Genomic DNA, 17,265 nt, shown 5'->3' on the forward strand with positions numbered 1-17,265 from the left:
ATTTTAGATTTCTACTTTGTCTTTATATTCACACAAGTCTTCAATAATACAGCTACCGCAGCGGGGTTTACGCGCAATACAAGTATAGCGTCCATGCAAAATAAGCCAGTGGTGGACATCAACTTTAAAAGCTGCGGGTACTACTTTTAGAAGTTTTTCTTCTACTTGTTCAACATTTTTGCCCATAGCAAATTTGGTGCGATTACAAACACGAAAAATATGGGTATCAACAGCAATTGTTGGCCAACCAAAAGCAGTGTTTAATACCACATTTGCAGTCTTACGTCCTACACCGGGTAAAGCTTCTAACGCTTCACGATTTTCAGGAATTTCACCTTGATGTTTATCCAGTAAAATACGACAAGTTTTGATGACGTTTTCAGCTTTAGAATTAAATAACCCAATGGTTTTAATATATTGCTTAACACCGTCAACGCCAAGATCAAAGATAGCTTGGGGCGTATTAGCGATAGGGTAAAGCTTATCTGTGGCTTTGTTGACACTGACGTCAGTCGCTTGGGCTGATAGCAACACCGAGATTAATAGCTCAAACGGTGTTGTCCAATGAAGTTCAGTTTGTGGGTGTGGATTTTCAGCTTGTAATCGTTCTAATATCTGAACCCGTTTTTGATTATTCATAGTCTTTCCTGACAAAACGTAGTGTAAATATCACCATAATTGTTGAGGGTGAGCACCGAACGGTAATAGTTACAATTATAATTATAGATATATCAATAGTAAAAACTGGCCCGAAAGCCAGTTTTATTATTTGTACATGACAACAGCAATATTACTTAACATCAGTAATACGAGCACGTTCTACTTTTGGCTGTTGCTGTTCTAACGCTGATTGTTTATCGGCTTTATGTTTATCAATAACATTTTTCACAGCAATCATGAAGCCGACACCAAGGAAAGCACCTGGGGGTAACATCGCCAGTAAAAAGCTACTGTCAAAATGAAATATTTGAATATGCAGTACTGATGCCCAATCACCTAATAAGCGGTTTGCACCATCAAACAATGAGCCTTTACTTAAAATCTCACGCATCGCACCCAGTAAAAACAGGGCTGATGTCATGCCTAGCCCCATCCATAAGCCGTCTAAAACAGCAGGTAATGGCTTATTTTTAGATGCAAAGGCTTCAGCTCGACCGATAATAATACAGTTAGTTACAATCAAAGGAATGAAGATACCTAATGACTTATACAAGCCGTAAACATACGCATTCATCAATAACTGCACGCAGGTTACCAATGAGGCAATGATCATTACGAATACAGGAATACGTATTTCTGACGGCACCCATTTTCGAATGACTGAAATAGTAAAGTTAGACATTACCAATACCATAGTAGTGGCAAGCCCTAACCCTAGCGCGTTAGTTGCAGTTGAAGATACCGCTAATAATGGACATAAACCTAACAGTTGTACCACTGTTGGGTTGTTGTACCATAAGCCATTTTTCATCAACTCTTTATAGGATGTGGTCATAATTACTCACTCGGACAGTCTAGTGGCTGGCTCAGAATTTGCTGTTGATTATCTTGCCAGTACAACGAGATATTTTTCACGGCTTTTACAACAGCACGCGGGGTAATAGTCGCGCCTGTGAATTGATCAAATTCACCGCCATCTTTACGTACATGAAATTTAGGATCATTAGCACCATTAACGCGTTTACCAGTAAAACTATAGATCCAATCACTGACAGAGGTTTCAATTTTATCACCAAGTCCTGGTGTTTCATGCTGTTCTAAAATACGCACACCTGTTATAACGCCTTTCGTATCAAGTCCGACAATCAGTTTAATCGCACCGCTATAACCATCGGGTGCAATACCTTCAATAGCAATCCCTGTTGGTTTGCCATCTTTAGTCGCGATATAAGCAGGCATAGCTGTTTTAGTGCCGATATATTGTAGATTTTTTACTAAAGTACAGCTTTTATAGAGCAAGTTGTCATGGCTAGTAACTGGAATAACTTGGTTGAGAGTATCCAGTAATTGTTGCTGCTGTTGTTCAAAAATACGATCGGCAGTGAAATAGTGAGTCAGAGAAACTAGTGCTGTTGATAGCAAAGCAAAAACGGCTAGAATCAGACCGTTTTTTTTCATTGATTTAAACATGGGCATACTCATTATTAGTGTCCATAAGTGCGTGGACGGGTGTAGTAATCAATAATAGGTACGCATAAGTTACCCAATAACACCGCAAAAGCGACACCGTCAGGGAAGCCGCCCCAAGTACGAATCAGATAGATCATTATCCCGATAAAAGCACCAAAGATCAGCCGACCTTTTATGGTTGTTGATGCAGTTACTGGGTCCGTTGCAATAAAGAATGCCCCAAGCATAGTTGCACCAGAAAACATATGTAATAACGGTGAGGCTGCAACACTTGGATCCATAACATAGATGATACTGCTAATAATGAATAATGACGCTAACATTGCAACAGGGATATGCCATTGAATCACGCGTAATTTTAGCAGTAGTAAACCACCTAATAAAAAGCCGATATTAACCCACTCCCAACCTACACCAGCCAGCGTACCATACACAGGTTGCTTCATTGCTTCCGCAACCGTCATACCTGTTTTTAACGATGTTTTTAGCGTATCTAATGGTGTTGCCATCGTATAGCCATCGACTGACATTTTTAGTTGTTGGACGCTGAAACCATCAGGCGTGAAGCCAGTGAAAATGGCCGATAGACTATCCATAAAGGTAACTGGATTAGCACTTAATGATATTGGTGGTAACCAGGTTGTCATCTGAACAGGGAAGGATATTAGTAACACCACATAAGCAACCATGGCTGGGTTAAACAAGTTTTGTCCCATGCCACCATAGAGGTGTTTTGCAATCACGATAGCGAAGAATACTCCAATCACGGTGATCCACCATGGTGCTAATGGTGGAATTGAAATACCAATCAATACGCCAGTTAACAATGCGGTATTGTCACGTAAGTAGGGCGCTAATGGACGCTTGCGTAATTTTAATACAATAGCTTCAAACACAATCGCGCATATTGATGCGAAAACAATTTGGATCAGCGTGCCGAGACCAAAAAAATAGCATTGAGCAATAACACCAAAAATCGCACATAAAATAACCGTACGCATGATTGCACTCGTACTACGACGGTTATGTGCATGGGGTGAACTGGCAATATTAAAAGCCACGATTATTCTTCCTCGATGTTAGGTTGTACTTTATTCGCTTGCTGGGCAGCTTTACGGGCTTTAGCGCGTGCCACTGCTGCGGCAACCGCGGCTTTTTTAGGATCGCTTTCAACGGCAGTGTTCATTTCAGCGGTAGGCTGAGTGTCTGGCGCTGATTGTGCTTGCTGGGCCGCTTTACGGGCTTTAGCACGAGCGACTGCTGCGGCGACCGCGGCTTTTTTGGGATCGTTTTCAACGGCAGTGTTCACTTCAGCTATAGGCTGAGTGTCTGGCGCTGATTGTGCTTGCTGGGCCGCTTTACGGGCTTTAGCACGAGCGACTGCTGCGGCGACCGCGGCTTTTTTGGGATCGTTTTCAACGTCAGTGTTCACTTCAGCTATAGGCTGAGTGTCTGGCGCTGATTGTGCTTGCTGGGCCGCTTTACGGGCTTTAGCACGTGCCACTGCTGCTGCGACCGCGGCTTTTTTAGGATCGCTTTCAACGTCAGTGTTCACTTCAGCGGTAGGCTGAGTGTCTGGCGCTGATTGTGCTTGCTGGGCCGCTTTACGAGCTTTAGCGCGTGCTACAGCTGCGGCGACCGCGGCTTTTTTGGGATCGCTTTCAACGTCAGTGTTCACTTCAGCGGTAGGCTGAGTGTCTGGCGCTGATTGTGCTTGCTGGGCCGCTTTACGAGCTTTAGCGCGTGCTACAGCTGCGGCGACCGCGGCTTTTTTAGGATCGCTTTCAACGTCAGTGTTCACTTCAACTGTAGGCTGAGCGTCTGGTGTTGATTGTGCTTGCTGGGCCGCTTTACGAGCTTTAGCACGAGCGACTGCTGCGGCGACCGCGGCTTTTTTAGGATCGCTTTCAACGTCAGTGTTCACTTCAGCGGTAGGCTGAGTGTCTGGCGCTAATTGTGCTTGCTGAGCCGCTTTACGGGCTTTAGCGCGTGCTACTGCTGCAGCAACCGCCGCTTTTTTAGGATCGCTTTCAACGTCAGTGTTCACTTCAGCGGTAGGCTGAGCATCTGGTGTTGATTGTGCTTGCTGGGCCGCTTTACGAGCTTTAGCACGAGCGACTGCTGCGGCGACAGCATCTTTTTTATCTGTTACTTGCTCTGCAGGTTGATCAGCATCAGTTTGTTGCTGCATTAACTCTGCATGTTTAGCCGCTTTTTGTTCACGAGCTTGCAGTTTACGTTGTTTTCGCAGTGCTGCCATTTCGCTGTTATCTGGTACTGTATTTGCGTCTGATACAGAAGCTGCTTGTCTGGCTTTTGCTTTCGCTATTGCAGCAGCTACCGCGGGTTTAACCGCTGCTGGTGCAGTATCAGTTGCGGCTGCTTGTTTAGCTTTAACACGAGCAATGGCTGCTGCAACGGCATCGTCACCACCTGTTGTTGCCATTTGCTGGCGACGATCGGTTGCTGCTTTAGCAAAGCGGTTTTCACGTTCAGCTTTATCGCGTTCCATCCGCTGTTGCTTGGCTTCGAAACGCTGCCGAGCACGTTCAGCACTCATTTCGTCTTGTTTACGTTCCCAAATTTCAGCTTTAGCTTGGCGGTAATACTGTACTAACGGAATTTCACTTGGACAAACATAAGCACAAGCGCCGCATTCAATGCAGTCACTTAAATTATATTCTTCGCATTTGTCGTAGTTTTTATCTTTGGCATACCATTGTAATTGTTGCGGTAATAATGAAGCAGGGCAAGCATCAGCACATGCAGAGCAGCGAATACAAGCCATTTCATAGGTATGTAACGGTAATTCTTTACGTTTAGGCGTTAAAATACAGTTAGTAATTTTAGTTATTGGGACATTTGCATGTGGCAGAGTAAAGCCCATTAATGAGCCACCAATAATTACTCGCGGATATTTTTTATCGGCTTGATAGCCAAATTTCTCAAGCAAGTACGCAATTGGGGTTCCTAGTAACGCAAACACATTGCCGCGTTGTTTAAAAGCTTCCCCCGTTAATGTTACTACGCGTTCAATTAATGGCTCACCGTTCACAATCGCACGTTTAATAGCAAAAGCGGTACCTACGTTTTGCATAATAACCCCAATTGAGGTTGAACGTGCTTGGCTTGGTACTTCGCGGCCAGTTAAGATCTTAACTAATTGTTTGGAGCTGCCTGATGGATATTTGGTCGGAATCACGCGAATAATAATATTATCATCGTCGCTGACACAGGCTTCTAATGCCTTAATGGCGTCAGGTTTATTATCTTCAATACCAATGATGGTTAATTTAGGCGCGATGATATGACGTAAAATACGAATACCTTCAATGACCTCATCGGCATAGTCTTGCATTAATCTGTCATCAGCGGTGATATAAGGTTCACATTCAGCTGCATTGATAATTAAAATATCAACGTTACCTAAACCACCTTGAAGTTTACGTGCAGTAGGAAAACCTGCGCCGCCTAAGCCTGCAATACCTGCAAGACGAATAGCTTCAATAAGTTCAGCAGGATCACGATCTTGATAATCAGGATATTGTTTGCCACGACACCAAGTATCTTGATTGTCGGTTGAGATAACAATAGCTAGATCAGTTAAACCAGAAGGGTGAGCGGTGGTACGTTGCTCTATCGCAGTGATAGTACCTGAGCTCGGCGCGTGAATAGGCACACACATCGCAATATCACCTTGCGTTAGTGGTTGACCTTTCAGTACGTGATCACCGATATTGACGATAATGTCGCCACGAGAGCCGATATGTTGTTTTAAAGGTAAGACTAATTCATGAGGAATGCCCGCGGCTTTGATTGGCTGCTTAGTTGACAATTCTTTGTTTTCAGCTGGATGAATACCGCCATGGAAATCCCATAGCTTACCTTGTTTAATTTGTTCAATAATTGAGAGCATGACTACGGCTTAACCTTTTCTACATTCGCTGTCGCAGCAATATTAACAACCGGTATTTGGTTGAGTTGCCATTTCCAGTTATCTGGTGTTTCTTCAACTGGGATCATTTCAATACAGTCTGTAGGACAAGGAGAAACACAAAGGTCGCAGCCTGTACATTCGTCTTTTATTACCGTGTGCATTGCTTTTGTGCCACCAACAATTGCATCAACCGGACATGCTTGAATACACTTAGTACATCCAATACACATATCTTCATGAATAAAAGCAACTTTCTTAATGCTGTTGGTTACTTCGTCAGAAGCCTGAGGCACTTCGACCCCCATCAAATCAGCCAGTTTTTCAATGGTTGCTTGGCCGCCAGGTGGGCATTTATTAATGATTTCACCATTCGCTATTGCTTCGGCATAAGGGCGACAACCAGGATAGCCACATTGACCACATTGTGTTTGCGGTAAAATAGCATCAATTTGCTCAACAATCGGATCGGCTTCAACTTTGAAACGTACTGAAGCAAAACCTAAAATAATGCCAAATATTGCAGCTAAAACCGCGAGCACAATGGCAGCAATTAAGATTCCGCTCATTACAATTTCACCAATCCAGTAAAGCCCATAAAGGCAAGAGACATAAGCCCTGCTGTGATCATTGCAATCGATGCACCTTTAAACGGTGCTGGTACATCAGCAGCAGCAATACGTTCACGCATAGAAGCGAACAATACTAATACCAATGAGAAGCCCACTGCAGCACCAAAGCCATAAATAACGGATTGAATGAAGTTATGGTGCTCATTGGTATTTAATAAAGCGACACCCAATACTGCACAGTTAGTGGTAATTAAAGGCAGGAAAATACCCAATAAACGATAAAGGGTTGGGCTAGTTTTATGCACGACCATTTCGGTAAATTGCACGACAACCGCAATCACGAGTATAAAACTAAGAGTACGTAGATATTGGATACCTAATGGTACCAAAATGTAGGTTTCGACAAGATACGCGCACACAGAAGCAAGGGTTAGCACAAATGTTGTTGCTAAGCCCATTCCTATTGCTGTTTCTAGTTTCTTAGACACGCCCATAAAAGGACATAAACCTAAGAATTTAACGAGTACAAAGTTGTTAACCAACACTGTCCCGATGAGGAGTAACAGGTATTCAGTCATACCGAGTTCATTATCATTGCAAGAGATCTTTATATTATCTGATTTTGTGTGCCCTATAACAACTCCTCCAGGGTAGGGTTTTACCTATTAATAGTATTTAATTTTGCTAGTTGATTGAAAAATAAGATTTTAGTTAATGATAATTCTTATTTTAGCCTTATTTTTAAGATTGAGTTGTTGATTAAATGTGTTTGTTTTGAGCTGCTATTGTGTGGTTGGTGTTTTCATTAGGTAATCAAGCTGGTAAAAGTCATCAATTGAGAGTTACTTTTTGTTAGAGTTTTTTAAATTGTGATTTTGTCGGTTGTAAATTTAGCTAATTATGCGTTTGATGTAACCGAATTAAATATAAATAGTGTTCGTGATGACACGTATAAAGAATAAACATAAGTTATAGGATGGAACAATGGATATTTTATTACTTAGTAACGGTAAAATTGCAGGTAATACCCATGTAATGGAATTTGCAGCTGATGCAATTATTGAGCAAGTAAAACGTACAGGAGCTAAGCATTTTGTCGTGATCCCATATGCTGTTATTCGCTCAAGCCATGATGATCGTGTTGCATTAGTTCAAGCAACATTTGATAAATTAGGACTTGATTGTATCGCGACAGGTCTTCACCGTGCAGATGATCCGGTAGCGGCAATCGAACAAGCTGACGGTATTATTGTGAGTGGTGGTAATACGTGGGTATTAAATAAAACCTTACATGATTTAGGTTTAGTCGGGCCAATTCGTAAAGCGGTATTAAAACAAGGTACGGCCTATATTGGTTGGAGTGCAGGTACTAATATTGCTTGCCCAACTATTCGTACAACGAATGATATGCCAATTGTTACAGGCGCTATTTTATCGTCATTAAATTTTGTGCCGTTCCAAATAAATCCCCATTACTTAGAAGCATCTGTTGAAGGTCATATGGGCGAAACCCGTGATGAACGTATTGAAGAGTTTCTTGAAGTAAATAAACATGAGCCAGTGATAGGTATTCCTGAAGGTACATGGTTAGCTATAACGGATAATAACATTAGTTATCATGCAGCTAACGGTAAACCATTAAAGTTCTTCAGCTATGGTAATGAACCAATGTATTACCAACCAGGAGATGACGTGCAGTTCTTAATGGATCTTAATTACTAAGCTTTCGATGGTAACAATTGATACAAATAAAAGGCTGGCCATTTTGGCTGGCTTTTTTTTAATTTAGATAAAAAAGACTTGATTTTTAAGAAGCGCCTAACGACAAGGCTTTTTGGCTGTTGTCCACAATTTCTGTGGATAACTATACAGGGGTGAGTTATTTTTTAGATTGATGTTGATAAGGTTTCTAATGATAGCCTTGACTCTATAAGTAACGCTAATAAAGTGTTATTAGAGGAAATAAATATAATTTTATGAATAATAATGAATGAAAATAGCTATCTGTAGAGTGATGTTAAAGACGATATGCTTTTGGAAAAGCTGTGGATGATATTAACGTTTTACTACGAATATTGCTCAATAAATGAGGTAACGCCATTAAAGAAGCAGAAAAAATATCGCATTTGGTGATAAAGGTGATGAGATCTATTGAATATTAATAATGTAACGTAATTAAAAAGTGTTTTTTGTGTAACAAGCCACACCTTCAGTATGCGCTAACTTATCCAAACCAGTATTGACATTATTGAGTGGGTGCTCACAATGATAGACAGTATTGTTATTACGGATATATGTAATGAGTAAGCTGTTTAACCTTGTATCTGATTATTCTCCAGCGGGTGATCAACCCACAGCAATTGAACAATTAATGGATGGATTAGATTCTGGTCTCGCACAACAAACGTTGCTTGGGGTTACGGGATCTGGGAAAACATTTACGATTGCAAATGTCATTGCTCAAGCTAATCGTCCCACTCTTATTATGGCGCCTAATAAAACCTTAGCTGCGCAGTTATATGGCGAAATGAGGGATTTTTTCCCCGATAATGCGGTTGAGTATTTTGTCTCCTATTACGATTATTATCAACCTGAAGCTTATGTACCCACCACCGATACTTTTATTGAAAAAGATGCGTCGGTAAATGCTCATATCGAACAAATGCGGCTATCAGCAACGAAAGCATTAATGGAGCGACGTGATGTTATTATTATCGCCTCCGTTTCCGCTATATATGGTTTAGGTGATCCTGAATCCTATTTGAAAATGATGCTTCACGTACGTCGAGGTGATGTGCTTGATCAACGTGATATTCTACGCCGTTTAGCTGAACTTCAATATAAACGTAATGATGCTGTTTTTGAACGTGGTACGTTCCGTGTTCGTGGGGAAGTCATTGATGTTTTTCCGGCAGAATCAGAAAAAGAAGCTATTCGACTTGAGTTGTTTGATGGTGAAGTGGAAGTTATTTCATCATTTGATCCGCTTACCGGTGCCATAATTCAACGTAATTTAGCGCGTACAACGATTTATCCTAAAACTCACTATGTAACACCAAGAGAAAAAATATTAGACGCTATCGAGGGGATTAAGTTAGAGCTAACCCAGCGTAAGCAACAATTATTGGATAATAATAAATTAGTTGAAGAACAACGTATTTCTCAGCGGACTCAGTTCGATATTGAAATGATGAATGAACTTGGTTTTTGTTCTGGTATTGAAAACTATTCACGTTATCTGAGTGGGCGTACCGAGGGTGAGCCACCACCAACATTGTTTGATTATCTTCCCGCTGATGGTTTATTAATTATTGATGAATCACACGTTACTGTTTCTCAAATCGGTGCGATGTTCCGCGGCGATCGTTCGCGTAAAGAAAATTTGGTTGAATATGGTTTTCGATTACCTTCTGCTCTTGATAATCGACCAATGAAGTTTGAGGAATTTGAGTCTTTAGCACCACAAACTATCTATGTTTCTGCGACACCAGGTAATTATGAAATTGAAAAGTCGGGTGGCGATATTGCAGAGCAAGTAGTACGTCCGACAGGTTTGCTTGATCCTGAAATTGAAGTAAGACCCGTTGCAACCCAAGTTGATGATTTATTATCTGAAATTCATATTCGTTCGGCAAAACAAGAACGGGTATTAGTGACGACACTGACTAAGCGGATGTCAGAAGACCTGACTGAATATTTAACCGAACATGGCGTAAAAGTGCGTTATCTTCATTCTGATATTGATACCGTTGAACGAGTTGAAATTATTCGTGATTTACGTTTAGGTAAGTTTGATGTGCTGGTGGGGATTAACCTCTTGCGGGAAGGGTTAGATATACCAGAAGTCTCTTTAGTGGCTATTTTAGATGCGGATAAAGAAGGCTTTTTACGCTCAGAACGATCTTTGATTCAGACGATGGGGCGTGCTGCACGTAATATTGAAGGTAAAGCTATTTTATATGGTGATCGTATTACTGGCTCCATGGAACGTGCAATTAATGAAACTCAACGTCGTCGTGAAAAGCAAATTATTTATAATTTAGAACACAATATCATTCCTCAAAAATTGAATAAGAAAATTGGTGATTTATTAGAACTCGGTGCACCAAGTGGACGTTCAAAATCACGTAATAAAGCGGCTGATTTACACAAAGTGGCTGAATCAAAAGGGACCTACTCGGTATTAACACCACAGCAATTAGAGCTTGAAATTCAGCGTTTAGAAAAACAGATGTATGATTTTGCGCAAAACTTAGAGTTTGAACAAGCTGCTGATACGCGAGACAAAATTCATCAATTAAGGCAACAGTTTATTGCTAATAGTTAATCAAATGTCTTTAGATTGAATGTTGAGATAAAAAAAAAGCCAGCCGATAAAGAGGTTCGGTTGGCTTCATTGTTACGTGAAAGAATCCACAAACAACGTCAGTTGGCTAGGTTGACCCCTAAGATAAGAGTCACTATTAATAATGCATACTCTGTGCCAACTTTTTTAAGTCCATATATTAGGCTTTTTTTGTGAAGTTATGCTGAAGTTGTTGTCTTTATTTATCGTTTTAGGTGCGCATAAAAAGAATGTTTTCGCAAAATGCGAATCATTATGCAAAGCTATCTGGCATAATATAAAAAATACAAATTAGGAACCCAGTTTCTGTTGTATTGATTACAATTAGTTTAAGGGGTTCGTTTTTGGAGGAGCGATGGAAAGCATTACACGACAACGCCAAGTGTTAATGGTTGAAGATACTGCGTCAGTGGCTGCCTTATATAAATCTTATCTAAACCCCCTCGGACTCAATGTTAGTATTGTGGGGACAGGTAAAGAAGCACTTAGTTTTGTAAAAGATATTATTCCAGATTTAATTTTATTAGATCTTCGTTTACCAGACATGACAGGCATGGAGGTATTACAACAAGTTCGACAACAACACGGCAATATTCCTATCGTTATTATGACAGCCCACGGGTCAATCGATATTGCAGTTGATGCTATTCGACAAGGAGCTCAAGACTTTTTAATTAAACCTTGTGAAGCTGATCGTCTACGAATAACAGTTAATAATGTATTTAAAGGTAATACTAAATCATCGCCTAATACTCCTTCTAAACAATCTGATGGCGCGCAATATCAAGGGTTTATTGGTAACAGTTTACCCATGCAAGCCGTGTATCGTGTTATTGAATCAGCAGCATCAAGTAAAGCCACGGTATTTATTACGGGTGAAAGTGGAACGGGTAAAGAAGTCTGTGCAGAGGCTATTCATGCCGCGAGTCCTAGACACGATAAACCATTTATTGCCTTAAATTGTGCTGCGATTCCCAAAGAGCTGATTGAAAGTGAATTATTTGGTCATGTAAAAGGCGCATTTACTGGTGCATCTACAGAGCGTCAAGGTGCGGTAGAAATGGCACATCATGGCACCTTAATGTTAGATGAGCTTTGTGAAATGGATTTGGACTTACAAAGTAAATTGTTACGCTTTATTCAAACAGGAACATACCAAAAAGTCGGCTCATCAAAAACATCTCGAGTCGATGTACGTTTTGTTTGTGCCACGAACAGGAATCCATGGCAAGAAGTACAGGAGGGGCGCTTTCGAGAGGATCTTTATTATCGGCTGCATGTAATACCGATTACGTTACCACCTTTGCGTGATCGCGGTGACGATATAATAGAAATTGCTCATGCATTGCTTGGGTTAATGTCGTTAGAGGAAGGTAAAAATTTTAGTCGTTTCTCAAAAGAGGTCTTACAATTACTTGAGTCCTACTCTTGGCCTGGTAACGTACGTGAATTGCAGAATATTATTCGTAATATTGTCGTATTAAATACTGCAGAAGAAGTGACTAAAGAGATGGTACCTCCTCCAATAAATGCTATCTTTGGTGCAGAACTTGCATCTCCTATGTCGATCTATCCACAGTTGAATACGTTAACGTCGACAGTGAGTACGTCATTTGTTGATGAAATACAGAAAGATAAGATTGAACCACTTTGGATAGTAGAAAAACGCGCTATTCAATGGGCAATTGATGCTTGTGACGGTAATATTCCTCGCGCTGCTGGATTATTAGAAGTCAGTCCATCGACAATTTATCGTAAGTTACAAACTTGGCAAGAGACTGCGGGTAGTAGGGAGATTGATTAATGGCAACCAATATAAATGTTGAAACATTGAAAAGATTGGCTGATGAGGTCGGTGCAGAAACCGTAGTGATACTACTGAATGTATTTAGTAATGAACTTGAGCAGTATTTTCAAAAACTATCAAGTCAGCCATCAGTAAATCAAATCGGAGAAATTAGTCACGCTATTAAAAGTAGTGCAGCAAGTTTTGGCGCAGATAATTTGGCATTAATGGCACAAGAATGCGAATACCGAGTTAGACAAGGTCAAGATGACTGGATGATTGACCATTTGCCTCAATTTAGACAAATGGTCGAAGGGATGGCTGTAGAATATAAGCAATTAGCAGGTAGCAATGAGACGATCAACCGCATGCTTTAATTTGTTACGGTCATGGCGCCATTCATGATTATTAGAGGCTAAATCTAATACCATCTGTTGATAATGAGGTGCGAGCTGTGGCTGATGTTCATCAGTAATAATAGTATCTATTACTCTTCCAGCCATTGCACGTTCGCACCAATGTAACATGGTTTCAAGGCTCATCTCTCCGGCTGGGCCTTTTTCTTTATCTAGATTGGTAATAAAAGCAATCTTTGCCGTACTCACTTTCAATGCTTGCTCGATCTCACGCAACAGTAATACTGGCATAATGCTGGTTAAAAAACTGCCAGGACCTAAGAGGATGATATCTGCATCCATAATAGCATTTACTGCTTCTTTAGTTGCAGGTACGGCTGGCTCTAAATAAAGTCGTTTCGGAATTTCAGCTAATTCATCAACACTGGTTTCACCATTAATGATTTTACCATCGTAAGTTATTGCTGCTAAATCAGAAGGGTGCTCAGACATCGGAATAATATGAGGCTTCACGTGTAGCATATCGCGAATAAGATTAATGGCATCAAGAGGGCGAATACAAAGATTATCAAGTGCTGTCAGCATCAAGTTACCTAAGTTATGGCCATTAAGTTCGCCATTACCTCGAAAACGATATTCAAAAATCATGGAGCCAATTGATGGTTCTGTAATTAATTGATTAATACAATTACGCATATCTCCCCACGCAATCCCTCCCTGACAAGCGCGAATACGACCCGTAGAGCCACCGTTATCCGTTGTTGTTACTACGCCTGTTACTTGTGAACCATAATCGGATAGGGATGATAAAACACGACCTAGCCCATGACCGCCACCAATGGCAACAATACGTGTTGTTGTACTCTTTGTAGACATAATATTTGTTCTAATTATTATTTTATGAATATATTTTAACAAATGATACGCGTTAGTGCATTTATTGGTTAATATTCATTTAAACGTGAGTAATGTGATTAATTATTGACGGGGTGAGTTAATGGTGGGTTTTAATCATACTCATTAGGTAGTCACAGGCATGAAGGCAATCAGGGCGGTTGAGTAAGGTTTGTTTTTCTTGTGTTGGTACGGGTAATATTTCAAGCCAGCGCTGACATAACCAACTTAAATTATCAAATTCTTGTTGATGATGTAATTTGTGTAGATCAGGGTGCTTGTGAAACATAAGTTGTAATCGTGTTGATAGTAACTGTTGTTCAATGGTTATTTCTTGTTGAGGCCATCGAGGTAGTTGTTGGCATTTTCCCCATATAATATCGTTGTTATCTTGTTCAATTGTCGCAATTTTAAAGGGGTCTTGTCCGTAAACATGCAATGTAATTAAGTGGTTACTAGGTTCATGATTAAAGTCTTCAATCGTAACCCTAGTGCCTATATGATATAATCTTCGCTGTGATGATTTATTGCTAAACATGCAGATACCGATGCCTATTTTTGATAATAAAATGGCTTTCAGTGTCGTTGAATGCGTAATTGTCGATAAATAAAGTGGCATCCGCCCTGTAGGAAGGATGTGACGTTTTTGAAATAACAAAGGGATATTTAAAGTTGTCATGGGCACTACTTTATTAGATGTCTTCTTTTGTAGGCGAGCAAGTCTGATGCCGAAGTCGTATAAAAACCCCATGAATAAATCAACTAACTGATTGTACATAATTAAACAATCATAATTTGATTTTTTTTGCTAAAAGTGATCACTCCTCGATCATATTTATGCGCAAAATAAAAACCATTATGCTTAGTTGACTACTTAGTTTGATCAATCCACGATTGAATACTGTCAGTGGGCAATAATTCTAAATGGCCTAAATCATCAAAGTACCATCCCTTAATTAAGCCTTTATTGCGCATTTCGATGAAGTTAGTTAATACTTGTTGAGCTGCTGCCTGAGCAGAATCTGAATCAAGACTTTCTTCTCGTTGCAGATAAAGTGCAATATCATTCAATGTCGCAGATTCGATTATATTGGACATAAATCCTCCACTATTGAGATCATTTTAACGTTAAATACCTAACTAGTATTGTCGTGTTTCTGCTCGAAAGGTAGAATGTCAGCCTGTTTTTTTCAGTTATTTGTCAATTTTCGAAAAACTCTGATACTTTTAAATAAGAAATGCCGTTGTGTAACATTAATAGTTCATCAACGACTGATGTGCATAACTGCCATAACTCCGAGCTTTTTTCACTAAGTTGCTACGCGCTGTTTGATTGATCCATAAGGGAAGAATCAATAGTCAATAAGTGATTAACGCCAGTGACATAATGTCACCAGGGTTGGTTTAGAAATGAACTGGCCTCCCGCATTTGGAAAGGTGTTCCGTGGCCAAACAATTAGAAGATAGTTTTCACCGTAAATTTTATTATTTACGACTCTCAGTTACCGATGTGTGTAACTTCAAATGTACTTATTGTCTGCCTGATGGCTACCAACCAACAGAAAAAAAGAAACCTTCTTTTTTAACTTTGGATGAAATTCATCGGGTTACGGCTGCTTTTGCTGATTGTGGTACAACTAAAGTACGTATTACAGGCGGTGAGCCTAGTTTACGTCGTGATTTTACCGATATTATTCGTACCGTTGCGAGCCAGCCTGGTATCACCAAGGTGGCGACGACCACCAATGGCTACCGTATGGCAAAGCATGTTCATGAATGGCGTCAAGCTGGATTAACACACATTAATGTCAGTGTTGATAGCTTAGACCCTAAAATGTTTTATCAAATTACCGGTGAAAATATGTTTCATCAGGTAATGGAAGGCATTGACGCTGCTTTTGACGCTGGTTTTGAACAAGTAAAGATCAACACTGTTTTACTTAAAGATTTGAATTCTCAAGAACTGCCTAAGTTTTTAGAGTGGATTAAAACGCGTCCGATTCAGCTCCGTTTTATCGAGTTAATGCAAACTGGTGAAATGGATAGCCTTTTCAGTAAGCATCATGTTTCTGGTGTGAGCATTCGTAACCATCTCATTGCTAATGGATGGCTATTAAAAGTAAAAAGCAATAATGACGGCCCAGCACAAGTTTTTTATCACCCTGATTATATTGGTGAAATAGGGCTGATTATGCCGTATGAAAAGAATTTTTGTGAAAGCTGCAATCGTCTTCGTATCTCGGCGAAAGGTAAGTTACATCTGTGTCTCTTTGGTGAGGATGGTGTCGAATTACGTGACTTACTGGCTGATGATAGCCAACAACCACAGCTTATTGAGCGTATTCAAGCGAGTTTAAATACTAAAGCCGTCAGCCACTTCTTAGATGAAGGTAAAACAGGAATGACACCAAATCTTGCATCTATCGGCGGCTAGATTGTACGAAGAACGATGAGAAATAATAAATTAGCAGTCGAGAAATAATTATCGATTGTGCTTAAATTATCGCTTTTATTGGGAATAAAAAATGAATCAGTTTACCCATATTAATGCTTCAGGCGAAGCTAACATGGTTGATGTATCCGCAAAAGTTGAGACTGTACGCGAAGCACGCGCAGAAGCATTTGTGCATATGGCACCTGCAACATTAGCATTAATCGTCTCAGGTCAGCACCATAAAGGTGATGTGTTTGCAACAGCACGTATTGCAGGCATTCAAGCGGCAAAGAAAACATGGGATTTAATTCCGCTATGCCACCCATTGCTACTGACTAAAGTAGAAGTTCAATTAGAAGCAATTCCTGCTGAAAATAAAGTTCGGATTGAATCTTGCTGTAAGCTAACGGGTAAAACAGGTGTTGAAATGGAAGCGTTAACTGCGGCATCTGTTGCAGCATTAACTATTTATGATATGTGTAAAGCCGTTCAAAAAGATATGATCATTAGCCAAGTAAGATTACTTGAGAAAACAGGCGGTAAATCTGGTCACTTTAAGGTTGAAGCATGATTAAAGTATTATTTTTCGCTCAAATTAAAGAGTTAGTCGGTGTGGCCGAACTTGAGGTTACTGCGGAATTTGCAACGGCTGATGATCTACGTCAAGCGTTATTAGCTCGTGGCGATAAATGGCAGTTAGCATTAGAGTCTGGAAAATTACTGGTTGCCGTTAATCAAACTATTTGTCGCTTAGACACAGCCATTAAAGACGGTGATGAAGTTGCTTTTTTCCCGCCAGTAACTGGGGGTTAAT

The 17,265-nt window shown here is 40.2% G+C and carries 17 protein-coding genes and 1 riboswitch; of the genes, 7 read left to right on the forward strand and 10 right to left on the reverse strand.

What is annotated here, in order from left to right; genetic code table 11:
- Nucleotides 1–3: 3 nt before the first annotated feature.
- From nth to rsxA, 7 genes are all read right to left on the reverse strand, one after another.
- On the reverse strand, nucleotides 4–639 hold the full coding sequence (gene nth, locus C0W29_RS06475; RefSeq protein ID WP_036793840.1) for an endonuclease III: 636 nt from the start codon (nucleotides 637–639) through the stop codon (nucleotides 4–6).
- Nucleotides 640–790: 151 nt separating this feature from the next.
- Nucleotides 791–1,495, reverse strand: coding sequence for an electron transport complex subunit E (locus C0W29_RS06480; RefSeq protein ID WP_036793842.1), 705 nt, complete (start codon nucleotides 1,493–1,495; stop codon nucleotides 791–793).
- A gap of 2 nt (nucleotides 1,496–1,497) precedes the next feature.
- Nucleotides 1,498–2,130, reverse strand: a complete 633-nt coding sequence (rsxG, locus tag C0W29_RS06485; RefSeq protein ID WP_036796293.1) for an electron transport complex subunit RsxG — start codon at nucleotides 2,128–2,130, stop codon at nucleotides 1,498–1,500.
- Nucleotides 2,131–2,144: 14 nt separating this feature from the next.
- Nucleotides 2,145–3,191: an electron transport complex subunit RsxD gene (gene rsxD, locus C0W29_RS06490; RefSeq protein WP_036793844.1), complete on the reverse strand. Its 1,047-nt coding sequence runs from the start codon at nucleotides 3,189–3,191 to the stop codon at nucleotides 2,145–2,147.
- A 2-nt stretch (nucleotides 3,192–3,193) separates the two neighbouring features.
- On the reverse strand, nucleotides 3,194–6,046 hold the full coding sequence (rsxC, locus tag C0W29_RS06495) for an electron transport complex subunit RsxC (RefSeq protein WP_107174130.1): 2,853 nt from the start codon (nucleotides 6,044–6,046) through the stop codon (nucleotides 3,194–3,196).
- A 2-nt stretch (nucleotides 6,047–6,048) separates the two neighbouring features.
- The gene (gene rsxB, locus C0W29_RS06500) at nucleotides 6,049–6,633 is read right to left on the reverse strand and encodes an electron transport complex subunit RsxB (RefSeq protein ID WP_036793847.1); all 585 of its coding nucleotides are present in this window, start codon (nucleotides 6,631–6,633) and stop codon (nucleotides 6,049–6,051) included.
- The gene (rsxA, locus tag C0W29_RS06505; RefSeq protein ID WP_036793848.1) at nucleotides 6,633–7,214 is read right to left on the reverse strand and encodes an electron transport complex subunit RsxA; all 582 of its coding nucleotides are present in this window, start codon (nucleotides 7,212–7,214) and stop codon (nucleotides 6,633–6,635) included. The genes rsxB and rsxA overlap by 1 nt, the downstream gene beginning before the upstream one ends.
- A 406-nt stretch (nucleotides 7,215–7,620) precedes the next feature.
- Here rsxA and pepE point away from each other — a divergent pair, with 406 nt between their 5' ends.
- The 4 genes from pepE to C0W29_RS06525 all read left to right on the forward strand — a co-directional run bounded on the left by pepE (nucleotide 7,621) and on the right by C0W29_RS06525 (nucleotide 13,144).
- Nucleotides 7,621–8,358, forward strand: coding sequence for a dipeptidase PepE (pepE, locus tag C0W29_RS06510; protein WP_045042837.1), 738 nt, complete (start codon nucleotides 7,621–7,623; stop codon nucleotides 8,356–8,358).
- A 577-nt stretch (nucleotides 8,359–8,935) separates the two neighbouring features.
- The gene (uvrB, locus tag C0W29_RS06515) at nucleotides 8,936–10,963 is read left to right on the forward strand and encodes an excinuclease ABC subunit UvrB (protein WP_045042838.1); all 2,028 of its coding nucleotides are present in this window, start codon (nucleotides 8,936–8,938) and stop codon (nucleotides 10,961–10,963) included.
- 373 nt (nucleotides 10,964–11,336) lie between these two features.
- Nucleotides 11,337–12,785, forward strand: a complete 1,449-nt coding sequence (luxO, locus tag C0W29_RS06520) for a quorum-sensing sigma-54 dependent transcriptional regulator LuxO (RefSeq protein WP_036793851.1) — start codon at nucleotides 11,337–11,339, stop codon at nucleotides 12,783–12,785.
- Entirely contained in the window at nucleotides 12,785–13,144 is a 360-nt protein-coding gene (locus tag C0W29_RS06525) for an Hpt domain-containing protein (RefSeq protein ID WP_045042839.1), read from the forward strand. The genes luxO and C0W29_RS06525 overlap by 1 nt, the downstream gene beginning before the upstream one ends.
- Here C0W29_RS06525 and yvcK read toward each other — a convergent pair.
- The 3 genes from yvcK to C0W29_RS06540 form a co-directional block, all read right to left on the reverse strand.
- Entirely contained in the window at nucleotides 13,106–13,999 is an 894-nt protein-coding gene (gene yvcK, locus C0W29_RS06530) for a uridine diphosphate-N-acetylglucosamine-binding protein YvcK (RefSeq protein ID WP_045042840.1), read from the reverse strand. The two genes, C0W29_RS06525 and yvcK, sit on opposite strands and share 39 nt — an antisense overlap.
- A 118-nt stretch (nucleotides 14,000–14,117) precedes the next feature.
- Complete coding sequence (locus C0W29_RS06535; protein ID WP_045042841.1) at nucleotides 14,118–14,696, reverse strand: LON peptidase substrate-binding domain-containing protein; 579 nt, start codon at nucleotides 14,694–14,696, stop codon at nucleotides 14,118–14,120.
- 191 nt (nucleotides 14,697–14,887) lie between these two features.
- On the reverse strand, nucleotides 14,888–15,115 hold the full coding sequence (locus C0W29_RS06540; protein ID WP_036793855.1) for a hypothetical protein: 228 nt from the start codon (nucleotides 15,113–15,115) through the stop codon (nucleotides 14,888–14,890).
- A 184-nt stretch (nucleotides 15,116–15,299) separates the two neighbouring features.
- Nucleotides 15,300–15,473: riboswitch (molybdenum cofactor riboswitch) on the forward strand.
- Here C0W29_RS06540 and moaA point away from each other — a divergent pair.
- From moaA to moaD, 3 genes are all read left to right on the forward strand, one after another.
- Nucleotides 15,462–16,451 carry a GTP 3',8-cyclase MoaA gene (gene moaA / locus C0W29_RS06545; RefSeq protein ID WP_036793857.1) on the forward strand — a complete coding sequence of 330 codons (990 nt, stop codon included), beginning with the start codon at nucleotides 15,462–15,464 and terminating at the stop codon, nucleotides 16,449–16,451. Its footprint overlaps the riboswitch before it by 12 nt.
- Nucleotides 16,452–16,542: 91 nt before the next feature.
- Nucleotides 16,543–17,022: a cyclic pyranopterin monophosphate synthase MoaC gene (gene moaC / locus C0W29_RS06550; RefSeq protein WP_036793859.1), complete on the forward strand. Its 480-nt coding sequence runs from the start codon at nucleotides 16,543–16,545 to the stop codon at nucleotides 17,020–17,022.
- A complete protein-coding gene (gene moaD, locus C0W29_RS06555; RefSeq protein ID WP_045042842.1) occupies nucleotides 17,019–17,264 on the forward strand; it encodes a molybdopterin synthase sulfur carrier subunit in 246 nt (81 codons plus the stop codon). Before moaC ends, moaD begins: the two co-directional genes overlap by 4 nt.
- The last annotated feature ends 1 nt before the right edge of the window (nucleotide 17,265 follow it).

Origin of the sequence: Photobacterium kishitanii, from assembly GCF_003026355.1 — a bacterium.
GTDB classification, from domain to species: Bacteria; Pseudomonadota; Gammaproteobacteria; order Enterobacterales; family Vibrionaceae; genus Photobacterium; species Photobacterium kishitanii.

Excerpts from the sequence above, each read along its gene's own strand:
- uvrB (WP_045042838.1), top strand. The coding sequence starts at position 8,936 with ATGAGTAAGCTGTTTAACCTTGTATCTGATTATTCTCCAGCGGGTGAT.
- C0W29_RS06525 (WP_045042839.1), top strand. The coding sequence starts at position 12,785 with ATGGCAACCAATATAAATGTTGAAACATTGAAAAGATTGGCTGATGAG.
- moaD (WP_045042842.1), top strand. The coding sequence starts at position 17,019 with ATGATTAAAGTATTATTTTTCGCTCAAATTAAAGAGTTAGTCGGTGTG.
- yvcK (WP_045042840.1), bottom strand. The coding sequence starts at position 13,999 with ATGTCTACAAAGAGTACAACAACACGTATTGTTGCCATTGGTGGCGGT.
- rsxC (WP_107174130.1), bottom strand. The coding sequence starts at position 6,046 with ATGCTCTCAATTATTGAACAAATTAAACAAGGTAAGCTATGGGATTTC.
- rsxG (WP_036796293.1), bottom strand. The coding sequence starts at position 2,130 with ATGTTTAAATCAATGAAAAAAAACGGTCTGATTCTAGCCGTTTTTGCT.
- C0W29_RS06535 (WP_045042841.1), bottom strand. The coding sequence starts at position 14,696 with ATGACAACTTTAAATATCCCTTTGTTATTTCAAAAACGTCACATCCTT.
- rsxB (WP_036793847.1), bottom strand. The coding sequence starts at position 6,633 with ATGAGCGGAATCTTAATTGCTGCCATTGTGCTCGCGGTTTTAGCTGCA.
- luxO (WP_036793851.1), top strand. The coding sequence starts at position 11,337 with ATGGAAAGCATTACACGACAACGCCAAGTGTTAATGGTTGAAGATACT.
- nth (WP_036793840.1), bottom strand. The coding sequence starts at position 639 with ATGAATAATCAAAAACGGGTTCAGATATTAGAACGATTACAAGCTGAA.
- pepE (WP_045042837.1), top strand. The coding sequence starts at position 7,621 with ATGGATATTTTATTACTTAGTAACGGTAAAATTGCAGGTAATACCCAT.
- C0W29_RS06540 (WP_036793855.1), bottom strand. The coding sequence starts at position 15,115 with ATGTCCAATATAATCGAATCTGCGACATTGAATGATATTGCACTTTAT.
- moaC (WP_036793859.1), top strand. The coding sequence starts at position 16,543 with ATGAATCAGTTTACCCATATTAATGCTTCAGGCGAAGCTAACATGGTT.
- C0W29_RS06480 (WP_036793842.1), bottom strand. The coding sequence starts at position 1,495 with ATGACCACATCCTATAAAGAGTTGATGAAAAATGGCTTATGGTACAAC.
- rsxA (WP_036793848.1), bottom strand. The coding sequence starts at position 7,214 with ATGACTGAATACCTGTTACTCCTCATCGGGACAGTGTTGGTTAACAAC.